The organism is Halomonas caseinilytica (genome assembly GCF_001662305.1).
GTDB lineage: Bacteria > Pseudomonadota > Gammaproteobacteria > Pseudomonadales > Halomonadaceae > Halomonas > Halomonas caseinilytica.
In genome coordinates this window covers 21,628-39,099 of the sequence record NZ_BDEP01000015.1, presented here as the reverse complement: position 1 = coordinate 39,099, position 17,472 = coordinate 21,628, and the positions used below count along the sequence as shown (strand labels likewise).

Genomic DNA, 17,472 nt, shown 5'->3' with positions numbered 1-17,472 from the left:
TCAAGCGACTCCATGTGAACGGGGACGAATCAGGATCCACAACAGCCAGGGGCCGCCAACCACAGCGGTGACGATACCCACCGGAATCTCGAGTGGCGACAGCATCAGGCGGCCGGCGAGATCGGCCAGCACCATGATCAGGGCGCCGGACAGCGCCGATGCCAGCACCGGCACGCTGCGCTTCGAGGCCAGGTGCCGGGCCAGCTCCGGACCGAGCAGGCCCACCATCCCCACAGGCCCTGCCACGGCCACGGCCAGCCCCGTCAGCACGACCGAGGTACTCAACACCTGGGCACGGCGGCGTCCCAAGCGCGTGCCCAGGCTACGCGCCACGGACTCGGAAAAGCCCATCAGGCTCAGGGAACGGCCCAGGGCCATCGCCACCGGCAAGCCGATCGCCAGGCCGACGGCCAGGGTCCAGACCGCACCTGCAGGCCGGGCGCTCAGCGACCCCACCGTCCAGGGATAGGCGGCATTGGCCACATCGATGGCAACCCGCGCCAGCAACAGATTGGTCAGGGCACCGAACACCGCCCCCACCCCGATGCCGGCGACGATGAACCGGTAGCCCTGCGTTCCGCCCCCGAGCGCCAGCCCGAAAGTCAGCGCCGTGGCGGTAGCGGCACCGGCCAGCGCCATGGCCGGCGGCGCCAGGCCGACACCAAGCCCCACCACTGAAGCCACGGCGAACGCCGTGGCCCCATTGTCGATGCCGATGATGCCCGGTGTGGCCAGGCGATTGGCGGCCAGGGTCTGCATCAGACAACCCGCCAGGGCGAAAGCAGCACCGGTCGCGAGCGCCGCCCCGAGGCGCGGCAGGCGCAGCGCGTCGACCACGAAGGTCGACAGGTCATCCCCGGTGCCCTGCAAGGCGGCCAGCACGTCAGCCGGCGAGAGTATCTGCTCGCCAAGGCAGAGATACGCCAGCGACGCTGCCAGCACCAAGGCCAGCAACAACAGATTGGCCCTCAGGGTTCGTCGGTCCAGCAGAATGCTGAGCCCTCTCCAGGCCAGGCGTCGGGTCCCCCGGGGCGACGCAACGGCATCCTCGGGCCTGGTCCGCCCCAACCGGGACGATGACGATTGAACCAGCAGACTCATGCGTTCCCTATAGCATTGGCAATTACAGCATCGGAAGTCGCCGACGTCTCACCACGGCGATCAGCACCGGTGCGCCACACAGCGCGGTCAGCACACCGAGCGGCAGCTCCGAGGGCGCCACCAGGCGTCGCGAGATGACATCGGCGATGATCACCATCAAAGGCCCCAGCAACAGGCACAGCCAGAGGCTGCGGCGGATGTCCGGCCCGGCCAGGGCCCGCGCCGCGAAAGGAACGACCAGGCCGACAAAGGCGATGGGGCCGGCGATGGCGGTCGCACCGCCCACCAGCAGCGCCACCACCAGGATCACTAGCAAACGAACCCGACCGGGATGATGACCAAGCCCGGCGGCGAGTCGTTCGCCCAGCGCCAACGCCGCCAGGGGGCGAGCGATGACCAGGGTGATGGCAGCCGCCACGGCGAGGCTCGGCAGTACTGCCAGCAGATCCTCCAGCCGCCGGCCGGACAAACTGCCGACCACCCAGAAGCGTATCTCGTCGGCAGCACGTTGATCGAACAGCAACAGCAGAGTGGTCAGCGCCGACAGCAGCCCCGTGAAAGCCGCGCCAGCCAGGACCAGGCGCACCGGATCGTTGCCGAGGCCGCGAAAGCGCGCCACGCCCAGCACGCAGAGACACCCCAGCAAGGCGCCAAGTTGTGCCACACCGACTCGCAGCGTGGCCGCCGAAGTGCCCAGCAACAGGGCAATGGCCACCGCGAAGGCCGCCCCAGCGCTGACACCCAGTAACCCCGGCTCGGCCAGCGGGTTGCGCGATACCGCCTGCAGGAGCGCGCCGGCCACGCCCAGCGCCATACCCACGGCCAGGCCGACCAGGGTACGCGAACCGCGCAGGGTTCCGACCACGAAACGCGCTTCCTCGTCACCGTGTCCCGCCAGCACGGCCAGGGCGCGCTCCGCCCCGACATCTCCGGCTCCCCATAGCAAGCTGGCCAGACAGGCCAGCAACAGCAAGCCGGCCAGGGTCAACCCCTGGCCGGCCAGACGCCTGCGTTCGGCGCTTGCAATCATCGTTCGTCGGACGACAGCGCCGTCTCGATATCATCGAGCACGGCCTGAGCGGCCAGGGGGCCGGAAGCACTGGTCCAGAGCTGACCATCCACCGGAATCACCTGATCGCGCTTGGCCACCTCGAGCCGCGAGAAGGCCGGCGACTGGCGCGCGGCATCCAGTGCTTCACGCCCATCTTCATTGAGCGTGGCCATGAACAGCAGATCCGTATCGACCTCGCCCAGGTTCTCCAGGCTCAGCGGATCACTATGGGGCCGCCCCTCCTTGACCAGATCAGCGTCGGTGACATCGAAACCGGTCGCTTCGAGCAGGCCGGTGGAGAACAGCTCGGTCGACATCACCAGCGGCCCTTGTGGCATCCAGCGCACCAGCGACGTGGTCGTGCCTTGGCTATCCAGACGCTCGGCGAGATCGGCGGCGCGAGTTTCCACGGCCTCGATGGCCTCTTCTACCTCTTCGGCGTGACCCAGCGCTTCACCATACAGGCGCGCCTCGTTTTTCCAGCCATTCGGCGTGAAGCCTTCGCTCTCGGGCACCACGGTGGGTGCCAGCTGCGACACCAGCGCGTACTGTTCATCGCTCAGATAGGGCGAGGCAAGGATCAGATCCGGGTTCTGGGCGGCGATCGCCTCGAGGTTGAGCTCCCGACTGGTGCCGACCATGGCGATGTCCGGCACCCGATCACTCAGGTAGCCGGCAACACCCTGGCCACCCCGCGTGGCCACCGCCGCCAGCGGCGTGACGCCAGCCGCCAGGGCGGCATCCAGCGCGCCTTCATAGAGCGTGACGACACGCGATGGCTGGCCGTCGACCTCAACCTCGCCATGGGCGGTATCGAGGGTTCTGGCCTGAGCCGAACCAGTGGCCAAGGCCAGCACCGTGGCCAGGCAGGCCCCCATCAGGGGGGAAGTCTTGCGCAGAGAAAAGAGCATGGCGTCTCCTCATCTCACCGGGCACTGCCGAGACGGCAAGACGGCTCCGGTGTTGGTTGATCTCGAGGTTCTCGTGTCAGGGCGTCAGTGCCTGGGTAATCTCGTCCATCTGGGCCCGCACGCTCTGCAAACCATCACCGGAGAGATACCAGAGTCCCGGGGACAGCACTTCGACGCGGGTGGCTTCGGCGCCGGCACGGGCCAAGCCCTCCTGCAAGGTCGAGGCCTCGAGCGGCGTCCCCCCGATGGCCGCGCTGCGGTCGACGACGAAGACCACATCCGGCGACATCTCGGCCAGCACATCCGGCGTCACCGGATAGAAGGTGCGGCTGCCATGGCTGACGGGTTCGACGCTCTCCGGAACCTCTGGCTGGTCGATCTGCAACAGCTCGCTGACCACGGGTTCCTGGCGCAGGGAGTAGTGACCATCGTTGTGCGTGACCACCACGGCATCGACGGCGTCGGCCAGGCTCTCGCGTGCCGACTCGATATCGGCATGCAGCGCCTCGAGCCGTTCTTCCGCCTGGACCTCGGCGCCATACAGCGCGGCCAGGCCCTTCACTTTGTCGCTCAACGCCTCCAGGTAGTCGCCCTCGGCGAGAGTGACGTCACGCGTCTCGGCCACGGCTTGCAGGTCTTCCTGCACGGCCGACTGGCGCCCGGTGATCAGAATCAGGCCGGGCGAAAGCGCCTCGATGGCATCGAGATCCGGCAACTTGAGTCCGCCCACGTCGGCTCGCCCTTCCAGCAGGTGCACCATATAGCCCGGCGCGGCCTGATGCGGCAGGCCGACGAGATGCGACTCGAGCCCCAGGGCTTCCAGGGTGTCCGCGGCTCCCCAGTCGAAGCTGACCAGAGACGGCCCCTCATCGGCCGCAGTCGAATCCGCCTGAGCCGCCAGGGGCAACGTCGATACCAGCAGCGCAGCCGCAGGCAGAGTCCATCCGGAACCTCTCATCGAAAACTCCTGGAAAATAATGCGAATCAATCCTATGAAGAGCCGAACATTACCATGCCGGGCGCCTCGTTGAGCGCAACGCTGAGTTGCAGTCAACGCAACTCAAGACGGTGGATCCTTCCCGTATGCAGTTGTCATCCACGCAACGACATATTCCATGAATAGCACTTCCCAAAGCAAATGAGAATCCTTATCGTTTTTGCCCGATGCAATCCCGCCCCACGTGGCGGCCCATCAGAACAACGCAATCGGATCTCTCCCCCATCACACATTTCGGGGAAATGCTGAAGAGATGGCCGCGCGTCGAAAGGCGCAAGGCGTTTTTGAACCAAAGCCGGGCATGACAACAGATCAAGCGAGCCTTCCGCGGCCATCGCAGCGCCGTGCACGGCCTCGCCTGGCGCGTCTTGGGTCCCTCTACAGAACGGACTCTCCGGGTATTCCCCGGGCTGGCGTCATACGACAACGACTGACTCGCCCAGGCGCTCACGCAGTGTTTCCTCAGAGCAAGGAGCAAAAGGAACATGCAGGATTCATCTCCCCTTCCCTTCACCCGCACGGCATTGGCTCTCGGCATCGCCACCGCCTGTGCCAGCGGTTCGGCACTGGCCGACGAGGCCGCCGAGCTGGAACCGGTCGTGGTCACGGCGTCCGGCTATGAACAGGTACTTTCCGATGCGCCGGCCAGTATCTCGGTCATCAGCGGCGAGGAGTTGAACAAGCAATCCTACTCCGACATCACCGATGCGATGGACAACATCCCCGGCGTCTATGTCACAGGCGGGGGTGGCTCCAAGGACATCAGCATCCGGGGCATGGACAGCAGCTACACACTCTATCTGGTCGACGGTCGCCCGATCTCCGACGGACGCTCGGTCAACACCAACGGCACCGACGGCGGCAAGCAGATCGGCCTGCCCCCGATCTCGATGATCGATCGCGTCGAGGTGATTCGCGGCCCCATGTCTTCGCTGTATGGTTCCAGTGCCATGGGCGGGGTCATCAACATCATCACCAAAAAGACCACGGATGAGTGGTCGGGCTCGGTGACCACGGAGTACACCCACTCCCTCAACGACATCAACAACGATGGCCAGCAGGTCAGTTTCGTCACCGGCGGCCCGCTGATCGAGGGATTGCTGGGCGTCAGGGTGCATGGCAGCTGGATCGGCACCGAAGAAAGCGACTTCATCGGCGGGGACGACAACGCCGAGAGCACGCCCGACAGCGATACCCGCCAGGGTGGCGCAGAATTCACCCTGACCCCCGACAGCCAGAATGAGTACACCCTGGGCTACACCTCGTCGACCAAGGAATACACCCATACGCCGGGCAAGAGCATCGGCCTGCTCGATTATCGCGGCAATCCCAACACCTCGAACACCACTCGCTACGACAAGGACGTCTACACGATCGGCCACAAGGGCAGCTACGGCGCCTTTCTGACCGACACCTACCTGCGCCACGATGTTTCCGAACGCGTTCTGGACACAAGCGACGAGAAGCGCGAGGAAGTCACGACCTTCAATAACCAGACCACCTACTTCTGGGGCGACCACATGCTGACCTTCGGCGGTCAGTACAAGCTGGAGGACTTCACCGACGATACCAACGGCCTGCTGGACGCCAATGTGCCCGGCGCCGTGAACAGCGTCGACCGCTGGATCGGGGCACTGTTCGTCGAGATGGAATGGAGCGTCACCGACGACCTCAACGTGACCACTGGTCTGCGTTACGACGACGACGAAAAGTTCGGCGGCCACTTCTCGCCGCGCGTCTATGCCAACTACCATCTCGATCCGCAGTGGACCTTCAAGGGAGGCGTCTCCACTGGCTACAAGCAACCTGGCCTGGCAGCCGCCACCGAAGGGTTCGGGCGACCGACCGGTCGCGGTAGCGCCGTGATCATCGGCAACGAGGAGCTGGACCCGGAGACCAGCACCAACTATGAGCTGGGCTTCGTGTTCGATAGCGCGCAGAGCGATCTCACCGCCAGCGCGATGCTCTTCCACACCCAGTTCGATGACAAGATCTCCGAGGAAAGGCTTTGCCAGGGGCCCAGCGAAGGCTTCTCCGACCCCTCGTACCGCGAGTGCAACTACGCCGGCACCGACTACTACTTCGTCAGCACTTACCGCAATATCGCAAAAGCCGAGATGCAGGGCATGGAGTTGACGCTGGACTACGACATCACGCCGCGCCTGGGGCTGAGCTCCAGCTACACCTACACCGACTCCGAGCAGAAGAGCGGCGAATTCAAGGGAGAGCCGCTGAACAAGACGCCCGAGCACATGGTCAATGTCGCGCTTGACTGGAAGGCCAGCGAACGCCTCGACCTCTGGGTGCAGGGCAACTATCGCGGCGAGACCAGCGACTACCTGAGCCGCAACAGCATGAGCGATGGCACACCAGGCTATGGCTTCATCGACACCGGGCTGGTCTATGACCTCAACGAGAATGCCCGCGTGAAGGCCGGCATATACAACATCGCCGACAAGGAAGTGACCAGCGACGACTATGGCGTGGTGCTGGACGGCCGCCAGGTCAACCTCGGACTGACCGTGGATTTCTGAGACCACGCCGTCGCCGAGGGCACTCGGCATTCCTGACTAGCACGACGTGTTTCGATCCCTTGTTCCCCGGCTTAGGCCGGGGTTTTTTGTGTCCGGTTCCCGGCCTGCAACCTCAAGGACGAATACAAAAAGCAATGATTTTTATCTGCATGATGATCTGGCACAATAGCCTGCTATCTACTGTTGCCGGGGCCTAGCACCATGCACGATGCCGATGAACTGGTCGCCTTCGCCGACGTCATGGACAGCGGCAGCCTGACACTCAGCGCACGCCGGCTGGGCGTGGCGAAATCGACCTTGAGTCGCCGTATCCAGCAGTTGGAGACCCGGCTCGGCCAGCCGCTGATGCGCCGCCAATCCAACCGGTTGCTGCCCACCGAAGCGGGCCGTGTTTTCCATGACTATTGCCTGCGCATTCTCGACCTGACCGACCAGGGGCATAAGGCACTGGAAGAGCTGCGCGAAGAGATCAGCGGTAGCTTGACCCTCGAGGTGCACGATGCCCTCGGGCGTTCCTGGATTGCCCAGGCCATCGAGACGTTCATGAAACGCTACCCCGGCGTGCATGTCAGCCTGATGATTCGCGAGAACCTGCCCGAACGCCTGGAACCGCAGTCGGTCGTGGTCTGGTTCGGCGAGACCGGCGAGGTCGGCCTGCGCCAGGAGACACTGGCGCTGTTGTCATGCGGGCTGTATGCACATCCCGATTATCTGGCCAGGCATGGTCGCCCGACACATCCCCATGAACTGGAACGCTATGACTGGATCGACCTGCTCGGCGAGGCCGAGCACGGCCTGATATTACGTCATCCACACCAGGGCCAGGCCGATATACGTCCGCCTGGATCGCGGCTGCGGGTCAATCGTCTGGTGCTGCAATCCGATGCCATCGCGCGCGGGCAAGGGCTCGGCGTGATGCCCAACTGGATGGCCGAACGACGTAATGCGGCCCATCCCGGTCAGCTCGAACGCTGTCTGCCCGACTGGCAGATTCCGCCCACTCCCGTCAACCTGCTCTATGCCCACGGCCACCAGCCACGCAAGATATCGGCATTGCTCGAATTTCTGCGCGGCGCCTGTCCGACCGAATGGCAACACAGTCCCCGAGGGCACGCTTGCTGACGCGCTCATCCCTCCCGATACTGCTGCCAAGTGAGACCGGACACTATCCGCATCGAGGACCCGATGAGGGGCCTGTCGTGCCCGGGACGCCGAAAATTGCTACCATGAGGCACTTCGCTAGCGACTGAACAGGGACAACCATGGGCCTTCGCGAAATCGCCGCGGGAGGGATCTACCTGTCTCCCATGCTGATTTACGCCCTGCTGGGGCTGGTCTGCGCACTACTGATTCGGTCCATCCTGCACCGCCTGGTCGGCTCGACACGACTCTGGTTCGAGGCATGGTTCGACACCGCCCTGTTTGTCATCTGCACCGCAGCCATCGCCTACCTGTCTTCAGCCGCCGTGGGGACCCTCTGAACATGATGCGCACCTTCCTCCGCAGCCTCGTCACCCTGATCATCGTCGCCGTGGCCATCGCTGCCGGCTTCTGGCTCTGGCACTACTATCTCTACACGCCCTGGACCCGCGATGGCCGGGTCCGCGCCGATGTCGTGACCATCGCCCCGGACGTGTCGGGTCGCGTCGTCGCGCTGCCGATCAGTGACAATCAGACCGTGGCCAAGGGCGAGATACTGTTCCGCATCGACGATACCCGCTATCAGGCAGCCCAGGAAAAGGCCCAGGCCATGGTCCAGCAGCGAAAAGCCGAACTGGAGCTGAGCCAACACGAGGCCTCGCGCCGTAGCCACTTGAGCCGTCAGGCGATCAGCGCCGAAAGCCAGGAAACGGCACAGATCAACAGCCGCGTCGCCGCCGCGCAACTGGGACAGGCGCAGAGTGCACTGCACAGCGCACAGATCGACCTGGAACGCACGACCGTGCAGGCTCCTGCCGATGGGCACGTTCTCAACCTGCAGCTTGCCGAGGGCAATTACGTCAATGCCGGCAATCCGGTAATGGCGCTGGTCAAGGCGGATTCCTTCTATGTCACCGGCTATTTCGAGGAAACCAAGACACCCCACATCCAGGTCGGCGATCCAGCCCGGATCACCCTGATGAGTGGCGACATCGAACTGGACGGCCATGTCGCCAGCATCGGGCGCGGCATTGCCGACAGCAACACTTCGACCAACAATCAATTGCTTCCCCAGGTACAGCCCACCTTCAGTTGGGTACGGCTCGCCCAGCGCATCCCGGTGCGCATCGAGCTCGACGAGGTTCCCGAGGACGTCACCCTCAGCGCCGGCATGACGGCCACCGTACGCATCATCGAGAACGCGGAGTAACGGCGCATGTCGCCCTGGCTGCAAGCCTACCTGACCCCCAGTTCCCAGGCCGTCAAGTTCGCCGTCAAGGCGACCCTGGCCATGCTGCTGGCACTGTACATCGCACTGTGGTGCGACCTGGAACGCCCCTACTGGGCATTGATCTCGGCGGCCTTCCTGCAGATTCGTCCGATGAGCGGCATGGTGGTCGAGAAGGGACTGAGCCAGATCATCGGCACGGTGCTCGGCTGCGCCGCCGGCATCGTCATCATGGGGCTCTTCGTCCAGGCCCCGGTCCCCGCCCTGGTGGTCCTGACGCTATGGATCATGCTGTGCACCTATGGCAGCTCCCTGCTGCGCAACAATGCCTCTTATGGCTGCATCATGGGTGCCGTCACGGCCATGCTGATCGTGGTCATCGGTGCCTCCCAGCCTAGCGGCATCTTCGGCATCGCCGTCGCGCGGCTCTCCGAACTGGCACTGGGCGCCCTCTGCGCCACCCTGGTCAGCTCATTGCTATGGCCAATCAAGGTCCGCGATCACCTCGGGCAGCAGGCCGACGAGGTTGTCAACCAGGCCTTCCAGCACGCCGCCCGACGCCTGACGGACTCCTCCGATCTCGGTGAGTTGCAGACCACCCTCACCGGCAGCCTGGAGCCACTCACGCAACTCGAGATCGACAGCCAGGCCGCACGCTACGAGGATCCCGAAGGAACAGGACGCATCCGCGCCAGCCATGTGCTGACACGACACACCCTGCGTCTGATGGCAACCCTGCACGCCCTGCAGCAACTGCTGCATCACTATGGCGACCGGCTCGACCCTGCCATCCACACCCTGGCCGACGAGATTGCCGAGGGGTTTCGCCTGTCCGCCGAGGCCAGCGGCGTCGGCCAGGCCCACCGTCGCCTGCATGAACTGCGCCATCGCGTCCTGGAATGCCCCGACGAGAACGCCTCACCCTTGCAGCTAAGGGTCATCATCGGGCTACGCGAGGCGCTCGGCCACGCCCTGGTGATGCTCGATGCCCGCGACGCCATTTCCCACCCCGGTCGCAAGCGCCTGCGCGGCGCGGCCCTGGCCTGGCACCGCGATCACCTGGCTGCGGGACTGAATGCCGTGCGCGCCGGTATCATCTTCGCCACCCTCGCCAGCTTCTGGATAGCCACTGCCTGGAACAACGGTCAGGTGGCCATGCTGCTGGGCACGTTGTTCTCGGCCTTCTTCGCCAGTCGCGACAACCCCGTCATGGTCTGCATGATGTTCGCCAAGGGCATGCTGGCCGCCATCCCCAGCGCCTTCCTGTTCGGCCATGTGCTGCTCGCCCAGGCCAGCGGCTTCCCGATGCTGGCAATGATCTTTCTCCCGCCCCTTTTTCTGGGGCTGCTGGGCGCGGCCAATCCACGCCTGATGGGCTACTGCCTGGCTTTCACCATCGGCAATATCCTGCTGACCATGCCCGGCAACGGCATGGACTTTTCCTTCGACAGCTTCATCAATCGGGCCATCGCCGTGATGATCGGGCTGGCCACGGTGGTGAGCGGCTTCCGGCTGATTCCCGGTTTCGGGCCCACCCTGCGCAAGAAGCGTCTGGTCGGCGCCATCGTCCGCGACCTCAGGCACCTGCCGAATCGCCCCATCCACGAGGCGGAAACCCGCTTCATCGGCAGCATGGCCGATCGCCTGCTGCATCTGGCCAAGCACGACGACATGCTGCCCGAGGATCAGCGGCACCTGTTCACCCTGGGATTGACGGGCCTGGATATCGGTTACGCCTGCCTGCAGCTACGTCGCCGGCTCGACGACCTGACCGGGTCGAACCTGCGTCGCGCGCAACGGGATTTCTTTGCCGCGCTGGCCCAGGCCTATGCCGCCAGCGCCAAGGGCCATGCCTCCGATGACGTACGCCGAGCGGGCGATGCCCTGATCGATGCGTTGCACGACCAGCCGTCGCTCAGCGAGCGACGCCGCGCCTTGCTCGCTGGGCTGGTGGAACGACTGGATCTGTCGCTGCAACGCCAGGCCGAGCGGGCCCGCGACTCGCGCACGCCGCACTCGGCACTGGCCGGCCCGGCCTGATGGCTGACGTACGCCCTAGTCCGACATCCCGCTGCATGGAGGATGACCCTTGTTCGCCGAACTCTTCGCCGTGATGGCGCCCGTGCTGGCCGGAGCCGGTCTCGGTTTCACCTGGATTCGCCTCGGCCACGACTATCCCGTCGCCTTCGTGACTCGCCTTGTCTTCAACATCGGCACGCCGGCTTTGGTCATCGCCTCGCTCTCCGGCGCCGATATCGATGCCAGCAGCTTCGGACGCACCATGCTGGCCGCGGCCCTGGTGATCGTGAGCATGGCCGGCGTGGCCTTCGTCCTGGCGCGCCTGTTGCGCAAGGACTGGCGCGTCATTCTAGCCCCGTCGATGTATCCCAATACCGGCAACATGGGGCTGCCGGTGGTGCTCTACGCCTTCGGCGAAGCAGGCTTCGTCTTTGGCATCACCGTGATGGTCACCGTGTCGCTGTTCCAGTTCACCCTGGGCACGATGCTTGCCAGCCGCGGCAACCCACTTAAGTCGCTGGCCAAGACTCCGACCGTCTACGCCATCCTGATCGCCTTGACCTTGTTGCTCACCGACACCGAGCTGCCGCTCTGGCTGGACAACAGTGTCGACTTGATCTCCGGCTTCACCGTCCCCTTGATGCTGATCACCCTGGGCGTTTCGTTGGCCAGCATTCAAGTCCGCAGCCTGCGCTCGGGCATCGGCTTCAGCCTGCTCCGCATCCCGTTGGCCGCCCTGGCAGCCTGGAGCATCGGTAGCCTGCTGGCACTACCGCCCATGGCGCACGGCATCCTGATCCTGCAGATGAGCATGCCGGTGGCGGTGTTCAACTATCTGTTCGCCCAACGCTCCCAGCGTGAGCCGGAATACGTGGCCAGCCTGGTGTTCTGCTCGACACTGCTGTCGCTGATCTATCTGCCTATCTTGCTCGCTATTTTGATGTAGCAAACCGATACGAGGAACAAGGGATCTTCCCGGCGGTCTCTATGCCGAGCGAGCACTCGCACCGAGGAGGATCGAATGCACCGCACGTCCCTATCGCCTGCCATGTTGCTGGGCATGATGGTACTGGCCATCGGTCCAGCACAGGCCGACGACACCCGTGTCGAGCGCCTGACAACCCTACACCATGAATTGCGCCTGGAGCGTATCGCGTCGGGCCTGGAGACTCCCTGGGCGGTGGTCGAACTCCCGGATGGCCGCTATCTGATCAGCGAACGTGCGGGACGCTTGGCATTGGTCAACGCTGACGGTGGTATCTCACGACTCGAGAAGCTACCCGAGGTATCGGACAACGGCCAGGGCGGCCTGCTCGATATCGTGCTGCATCCCCAGTACGGCGACGGCGAACACGACTGGGTCTATTTCACCTGGAGTCGAACCGGTGATGACGGCACCGCCACCAGCCTCTCCCGCGCCCGGCTTGCGGAGGGGCACCTCGAGAACATCGAACGTCTCTTCACCCAGGACCGTTTTTCGACACCAGGGCGCCACTATGGCTCGCGGCTGGCCTGGCTCGACGACGGCACCCTGCTGATGAGCATCGGCGATCGCGGTGTCGACCCTGAACGCGCCCAGGACGGCCGTGACCATGCCGGCAGCATCTTGCGCCTGACCGCCGAGGGAACGGTACCCGCTGACAATCCCTTCATCGATGCCCCCCAGATCGATGACGAGATCTTCAGTCTGGGGCATCGCAATCCCCAGGGCCTGGTCACCGCCGAAGATGGCACGCCCTGGTCGACGGAACATGGCCCGCGCACGGGCGATGAACTCAACCGGCTCGTCGCAGGCGAGAACTACGGCTGGCCGGAAGTCACTTTGGGCCGCGACTATGCCACCAATCAACCACTCGGCAAGAACAGTGCCCCGGGCATGCGCGATCCGGTGCATGTCTTCGAGGGGCGTTTCGCGCCCTCCGGGCTGACCGACATCACCGGCGATGTCTTCCCCGGCTGGCACGGCAACCTGATGGCAGGCGGACTCGCCAGCGAGCAGTTGATCCGGCTCTCCCTGGAAGATGACACCGTAGCGGAGCGCGAAGTGATTCTCGACGGCGAGATCGGTCGCGTACGCGATATCCACCAAGCACGGGATGGTTCGCTCCTATTGCTCAACGATGCCTCTGATGCGGACCTTTATCGATTGACGCGAGACGAATGAGCGCATGCCGCTCTTTCCCCGAGAACTGCCGCCGGACACCCGATGCGTTTACGCAACCTGATACTCATCACGGTCATCGTGCCGTTGTTCGCCATTCTGATGGCATTCAGCCTAGTAGCGATCTACTCCCTGGAGGATAACCTGCGGTCCAAGCTGGAAACCGAGGTTCAGATCATCACCCAAGCCACAGGGGCTTCATTGGGTTACGCCATCGACCGTTCCGAACCCAATGCTCTTGAGGATGCCTTGCAATCGGCATTCTCCTTCCATCGCATCTACGGTGCTCACGTCTTCGATACCGAAGGGCATCCTCTGTACGGACTTGGGCTTGGCGAGGCCCTGTTCTCCCCTGACAACATTCGCGAGGTTGCCCAGAGCGGCAAGCTTCAGACGGCTTACCGTAACGATGGTGACTGGAACTACTATTCGGCACTGAAGCCCTTGACAACCCCCTCCGGCGAGGTCATCGGCGTTTTACAGGTCAACCGGCTCAATACGGGCATCGAGAACTATGCCGACTTCATCGGTCTTATGGCACTGAGCATTTTCATTATCGGCGTGATCGGCATCGTGTTGAGTATATGGTGGGGGTTCCGACATCACATCGAGCGCCCACTGGCGAGGGTACTGACGGTCATGGAGCGTGTCGCCGCAGGGGATCGGAGCCAGCGAGTCGCGGTACACGGGTCAGATGAATATCGACGTCTTGGCCTGGCACTCAATGACATGCTCGATGCCATGGCCGAGAAGGACGCTGATATCGAAACGCGCCGCCAGAAAGAAATCGAGCTGGAAAAACGCTTGCGCAAGTCACGCAAGCTCGCCGAACTGGGTGTACTGGCCGCCGGCGTCGCCCACGAGATTGGTACGCCTCTTACGGTGATCGAGGGACAAGCCCAGCGTCTTTCGCGCCATGGGCAGCTCGGGGCGGATGAGCAAGGCCGTATCGAACGCATTCGTGACGAAGTCTCGCGTATCGTCCTCATCGTGCGGCAATTGATGGACCTGGGCCGTCGACATAATGTCGAGAAAGACACCGTGACGCTCGATGAAGTGTTCGAAGGGGCTCAAGCGCTGGTCGAGGAAGATCTCGCACGCCATGACATTCGCCTGGACATCGACGTTTCCTCTCCGCCCCCCGCTCTATTGGCCAATGGCCAGCAACTCGTCCAGGTTTTTACCAATCTTCTACGTAATGCCGCTCAGGCCGCTGGCGTGTCACACATTCGCCTAAGCGCCAGAACCGACAACACAGAACTTACGCTATGGATTGAAGATGATGGTGAAGGCATCTCAGAAGCGGACAAGACCCGGGTATTCGACCCATTCTTTACCACCAAGCCGGTTGGTCTCGGCAGTGGCTTGGGGCTCTCCATGGTTCACCGCATTGTCAACGATCACGGAGGCACCATCGGAGTCTTTGATAGCACGCTAGGTGGCGCCGGCTTCGAAATAACCCTACCGCGCGAGGATACTATCGCATGAGTCAACATGAGGCCGCGGGACCACACGTCGACACGCTGCCCATTATGGTCGTTGAAGATGACGCAGCCATACTGGATCTGCTGTGCGAAGAGTTGCAAGATGCCGGTTATTCCACCCTGGGCGTCGATAGCGCCGAACATGCCTTGGCCCAGCTCAGCCATACAGAGGTTTCGTTGATCATCAGTGACGTGCGTCTTCCCGGTATGGACGGAATGTCCTTGCTCGAGCAGTTGCGACATGATGATGACGCCATCGGTTTCATCATGATTACGGCCTTCGGCACTATCGACCAGGCCGTGGACGCTCTGAAACTCGGCGCCAATGATTTCCTGACCAAACCTCTGGACCTGGAAAACTTGCGTGCCGCCGTTTTCCGGATACTGGAGCACCAACGACTGGCGAATCGCTTGCAGCATGCCTCTCCCATGGAAAGTTTCCACGGCCTCACTGGAAACAGTCCCCCCATGCGCTCGCTCTTTCGCAATGCCGTACGCTTGGCAGACAGCGATGCTCCCTTGCTGATCCTCGGTGAAAGCGGTACCGGCAAGGAACTGATGGCCCGCGCATTGCACGCCGAAAGCGAGCGCCACGCCGGCCCTTTTGTAGCAGTCAACTGTGCCAGCATTCCAGCCGAGCTGATGGAGAGCGAATGTTTCGGCCATGTCAAAGGCGCCTTTACCGGAGCGCAGACGGCCCGACAAGGGCTCTTTCAGAGCGCGCAAAACGGCAGCCTATTTCTGGATGAAATCGGTGAAATGCCAATGGCTCTGCAAGCCAAGCTCCTACGCGCCCTGCAGGAAAAAAAGATTCGCCCTGTTGGTGCTGAACAAGAAGAATGTATCGATGTCCGTATCATCGCCGCTACCCACCGTGATCTCGAGCATGAAATCCAGACAGGGGGATTTCGCAGCGACTTGTTTTACCGGCTTGAAACCTTCTCCTTGCGCATTCCCCCGTTACGTGAGCGCCACGGTGATGTCGAGAGACTCATCATGTCCTTGCTTGACAAGCATACGGAGCAGCAGGAGAAATCGATCGAGCATATCGAACCCATGGCGCTGCAGGCCTTGCTGGAATACGATTATCCGGGCAATGTTCGTGAATTGGAAAATGCCATTATCCGGGCCGTCACCCTCAGCGAAGAAGGGCTTTTACGCCATGATGACCTTCCCGAACGCATCCGCCGACATACCCCAGAACACTCCCCCCGACCGCTGAACACCCAGGAAGCAATGACCGCTTCCGGCCACAGCACCTGGCCAAGCCTTGAGGAAGTGGAAAGGCGCTATATTCATAAAGTGCTTGACGCCACTGGTGGGAACAAGCGGCGGACGGCTGACCTGCTGGGAATCGCACGACGCACTCTCTATCGCCGCCTCGAGGAAGTTGACGACTCCATGAATTGAGAAGGCTTCCACTGACTCGTGGAAGCCTTCCTTCATTAGCAGGTCTGCAATGAGACTGCCGGAGTTATCGCGAGGCCAAGGGGGCCAACCCGCACCGGGCGATGCCGGAGCCCCCGCTGGACTTACCAGCCACTCTCTTCTGTCTCACCCTGGCCGTCTCCGCTCATGGTTCCGGTGCTACCCTGTCCTCCGCTCTGTTCGTATTGCTCACCGGATGCAGGTTCACCACCGACATTGCCATCACTGCCAGTGCCCGTCGTGCCATTGCCTGTGGCATAGGGATCCTCCTGCTGGGCGGCCCCTTGCTGAGCAGTGCCGGATGTTGCCGGCTCCCCGGCAGTTGTTGCCGAGCCGCTGCTCGGCGTCGTTGCGCTACCCGCCTCTGCCGGAGCGCTCCTCTCGGTCGCCGGATCAGCCGGGTCGGCAATCACCAACGGACTGGCCACCAAGCCGAATGAGATGCCGAGAATACCGAGCTTCTTGATAAGATCCTGGTTCAACATTTGATGTCTCCTCAATAAAGCCAAACCATGGGTTTGACGTCTTGCCACATCGTCTCTTTCTTCGCGACCGCGAATAGGAGAGTGGCATGTCAGAAACCGCTCTGTTCCTGATCTCCGTTCATCTGATCCTGGTTACCGGTGGAACCGGACTGCTGTTCCATGGATGACGACTCTTCTGCTGGCGCCGTCCCACCATCGCTGCACCCGGCCATCGTCAAGGTGCCAAGACTCAATGCCACCAAGGCGAGCAATGCTGTCAAGCGATGTGACCGCCTGGCACTTCGCTGTTCGGGGAAGTGGAATGTCATTCGGTGTGGCTCCTCGTTGATGGATGTGCACCTAGACTCAAGCGAAGCTCGTGCCAATCCGACACAAAAATATAAAAAATCATTAATAACAAATAGATATCCAGAACAAGAAATCATGAACGCTATCGCTAAACCAGCCTCGGGGATGGTTAATTTCGACACATGAGACAACATGAACCCGACTCGCCCCGTCTTCGACTATCCTTTTTCGGGTCGCCGGTTTCACATCAACAGCCAGCGCGAGCCACGATCTCCCCTGCGACACCATTGACTCCCGACACCTCATCCATACCTTATCAATAGCTGATCATGGCCATGCCAATGAGCGAGAATCGAATCTACCGCACGACGTGTTCGCCAACCGCCAGCCCGACTAGTGATTTCCCGTCAGGGTCGAAATCACCCGGGACGACCGAGGGCGCCCTGTACTTGCTCAATGATGCTTCCGACGGTAGCCTCTTTCGGCTGTTACCGATGACACCGGCAACGGGAAGCCCCGCATCCTGCGCTTCCTGAGCGTTCGTGGCCGCCCTGCGAATTTGAATCATCATTCAAGCGACGCTAGGGTGTGCCGCCTCGTGCGCGCCAACAAACGCCGTTGGCATCCTGATGCGACCCCTTATCC

Annotated in this window: 15 protein-coding genes; 10 read left to right on the top strand and 5 right to left on the bottom strand. The window is 62.6% G+C overall.

Translation table 11 applies throughout. The features are described 5' to 3' along the window. The 4 genes from A9O65_RS08960 to A9O65_RS08945 all read right to left on the bottom strand — a co-directional run bounded on the left by A9O65_RS08960 (window position 1) and on the right by A9O65_RS08945 (window position 4,021). Window positions 1–1,101, bottom strand: coding sequence for a FecCD family ABC transporter permease (locus tag A9O65_RS08960; protein WP_064701921.1), 1,101 nt, complete (start codon window positions 1,099–1,101; stop codon window positions 1–3). A gap of 22 nt (window positions 1,102–1,123) precedes the next feature. Continuing rightward, entirely contained in the window at window positions 1,124–2,131 is a 1,008-nt protein-coding gene (locus tag A9O65_RS08955) for a FecCD family ABC transporter permease (protein ID WP_064701920.1), read from the bottom strand. After that, on the bottom strand, window positions 2,128–3,063 hold the full coding sequence (locus tag A9O65_RS08950) for an ABC transporter substrate-binding protein (protein ID WP_064697907.1): 936 nt from the start codon (window positions 3,061–3,063) through the stop codon (window positions 2,128–2,130). Before A9O65_RS08950 ends, A9O65_RS08955 begins: the two co-directional genes overlap by 4 nt. Window positions 3,064–3,139: 76 nt before the next feature. Next, on the bottom strand, window positions 3,140–4,021 hold the full coding sequence (locus A9O65_RS08945; RefSeq protein ID WP_064701919.1) for an ABC transporter substrate-binding protein: 882 nt from the start codon (window positions 4,019–4,021) through the stop codon (window positions 3,140–3,142). A 524-nt stretch (window positions 4,022–4,545) separates the two neighbouring features. Here A9O65_RS08945 and A9O65_RS08940 point away from each other — a divergent pair. From A9O65_RS08940 to A9O65_RS08900, 9 genes are all read left to right on the top strand, one after another. Continuing rightward, entirely contained in the window at window positions 4,546–6,594 is a 2,049-nt protein-coding gene (locus A9O65_RS08940) for a TonB-dependent receptor domain-containing protein (RefSeq protein ID WP_064701918.1), read from the top strand. A gap of 201 nt (window positions 6,595–6,795) precedes the next feature. Beyond that, entirely contained in the window at window positions 6,796–7,716 is a 921-nt protein-coding gene (locus A9O65_RS08935; protein ID WP_064701917.1) for a LysR family transcriptional regulator, read from the top strand. 140 nt (window positions 7,717–7,856) lie between these two features. Next, window positions 7,857–8,075 carry a DUF1656 domain-containing protein gene (locus tag A9O65_RS08930; RefSeq protein ID WP_064697903.1) on the top strand — a complete coding sequence of 73 codons (219 nt, stop codon included), beginning with the start codon at window positions 7,857–7,859 and terminating at the stop codon, window positions 8,073–8,075. A 5-nt stretch (window positions 8,076–8,080) separates the two neighbouring features. After that, on the top strand, window positions 8,081–8,944 hold the full coding sequence (locus A9O65_RS08925; RefSeq protein ID WP_064698597.1) for an efflux RND transporter periplasmic adaptor subunit: 864 nt from the start codon (window positions 8,081–8,083) through the stop codon (window positions 8,942–8,944). A 6-nt stretch (window positions 8,945–8,950) separates the two neighbouring features. After that, window positions 8,951–11,002: an FUSC family protein gene (locus A9O65_RS08920; RefSeq protein ID WP_064701916.1), complete on the top strand. Its 2,052-nt coding sequence runs from the start codon at window positions 8,951–8,953 to the stop codon at window positions 11,000–11,002. 49 nt (window positions 11,003–11,051) lie between these two features. Further along, window positions 11,052–11,927: an AEC family transporter gene (locus A9O65_RS08915; RefSeq protein ID WP_064701915.1), complete on the top strand. Its 876-nt coding sequence runs from the start codon at window positions 11,052–11,054 to the stop codon at window positions 11,925–11,927. 75 nt (window positions 11,928–12,002) lie between these two features. Further along, the gene (locus A9O65_RS08910; protein WP_064701914.1) at window positions 12,003–13,145 is read left to right on the top strand and encodes a PQQ-dependent sugar dehydrogenase; all 1,143 of its coding nucleotides are present in this window, start codon (window positions 12,003–12,005) and stop codon (window positions 13,143–13,145) included. A gap of 42 nt (window positions 13,146–13,187) precedes the next feature. Further along, window positions 13,188–14,630, top strand: coding sequence for a sensor histidine kinase (locus A9O65_RS08905; protein WP_064701913.1), 1,443 nt, complete (start codon window positions 13,188–13,190; stop codon window positions 14,628–14,630). Further along, the gene (locus tag A9O65_RS08900) at window positions 14,627–16,036 is read left to right on the top strand and encodes a sigma-54-dependent transcriptional regulator (RefSeq protein WP_064701912.1); all 1,410 of its coding nucleotides are present in this window, start codon (window positions 14,627–14,629) and stop codon (window positions 16,034–16,036) included. The genes A9O65_RS08905 and A9O65_RS08900 overlap by 4 nt, the downstream gene beginning before the upstream one ends. Window positions 16,037–16,158: 122 nt before the next feature. Here A9O65_RS08900 and A9O65_RS08895 read toward each other — a convergent pair whose 3' ends face one another. After that, a complete protein-coding gene (locus A9O65_RS08895; protein ID WP_064701911.1) occupies window positions 16,159–16,539 on the bottom strand; it encodes a hypothetical protein in 381 nt (126 codons plus the stop codon). 159 nt (window positions 16,540–16,698) lie between these two features. On the opposite strand from A9O65_RS08895, the gene A9O65_RS17195 reads away from it, so the two are divergent. Continuing rightward, window positions 16,699–17,013, top strand: coding sequence for a hypothetical protein (locus A9O65_RS17195; RefSeq protein ID WP_139180651.1), 315 nt, complete (start codon window positions 16,699–16,701; stop codon window positions 17,011–17,013). The last annotated feature ends 459 nt before the right edge of the window (window positions 17,014–17,472 follow it).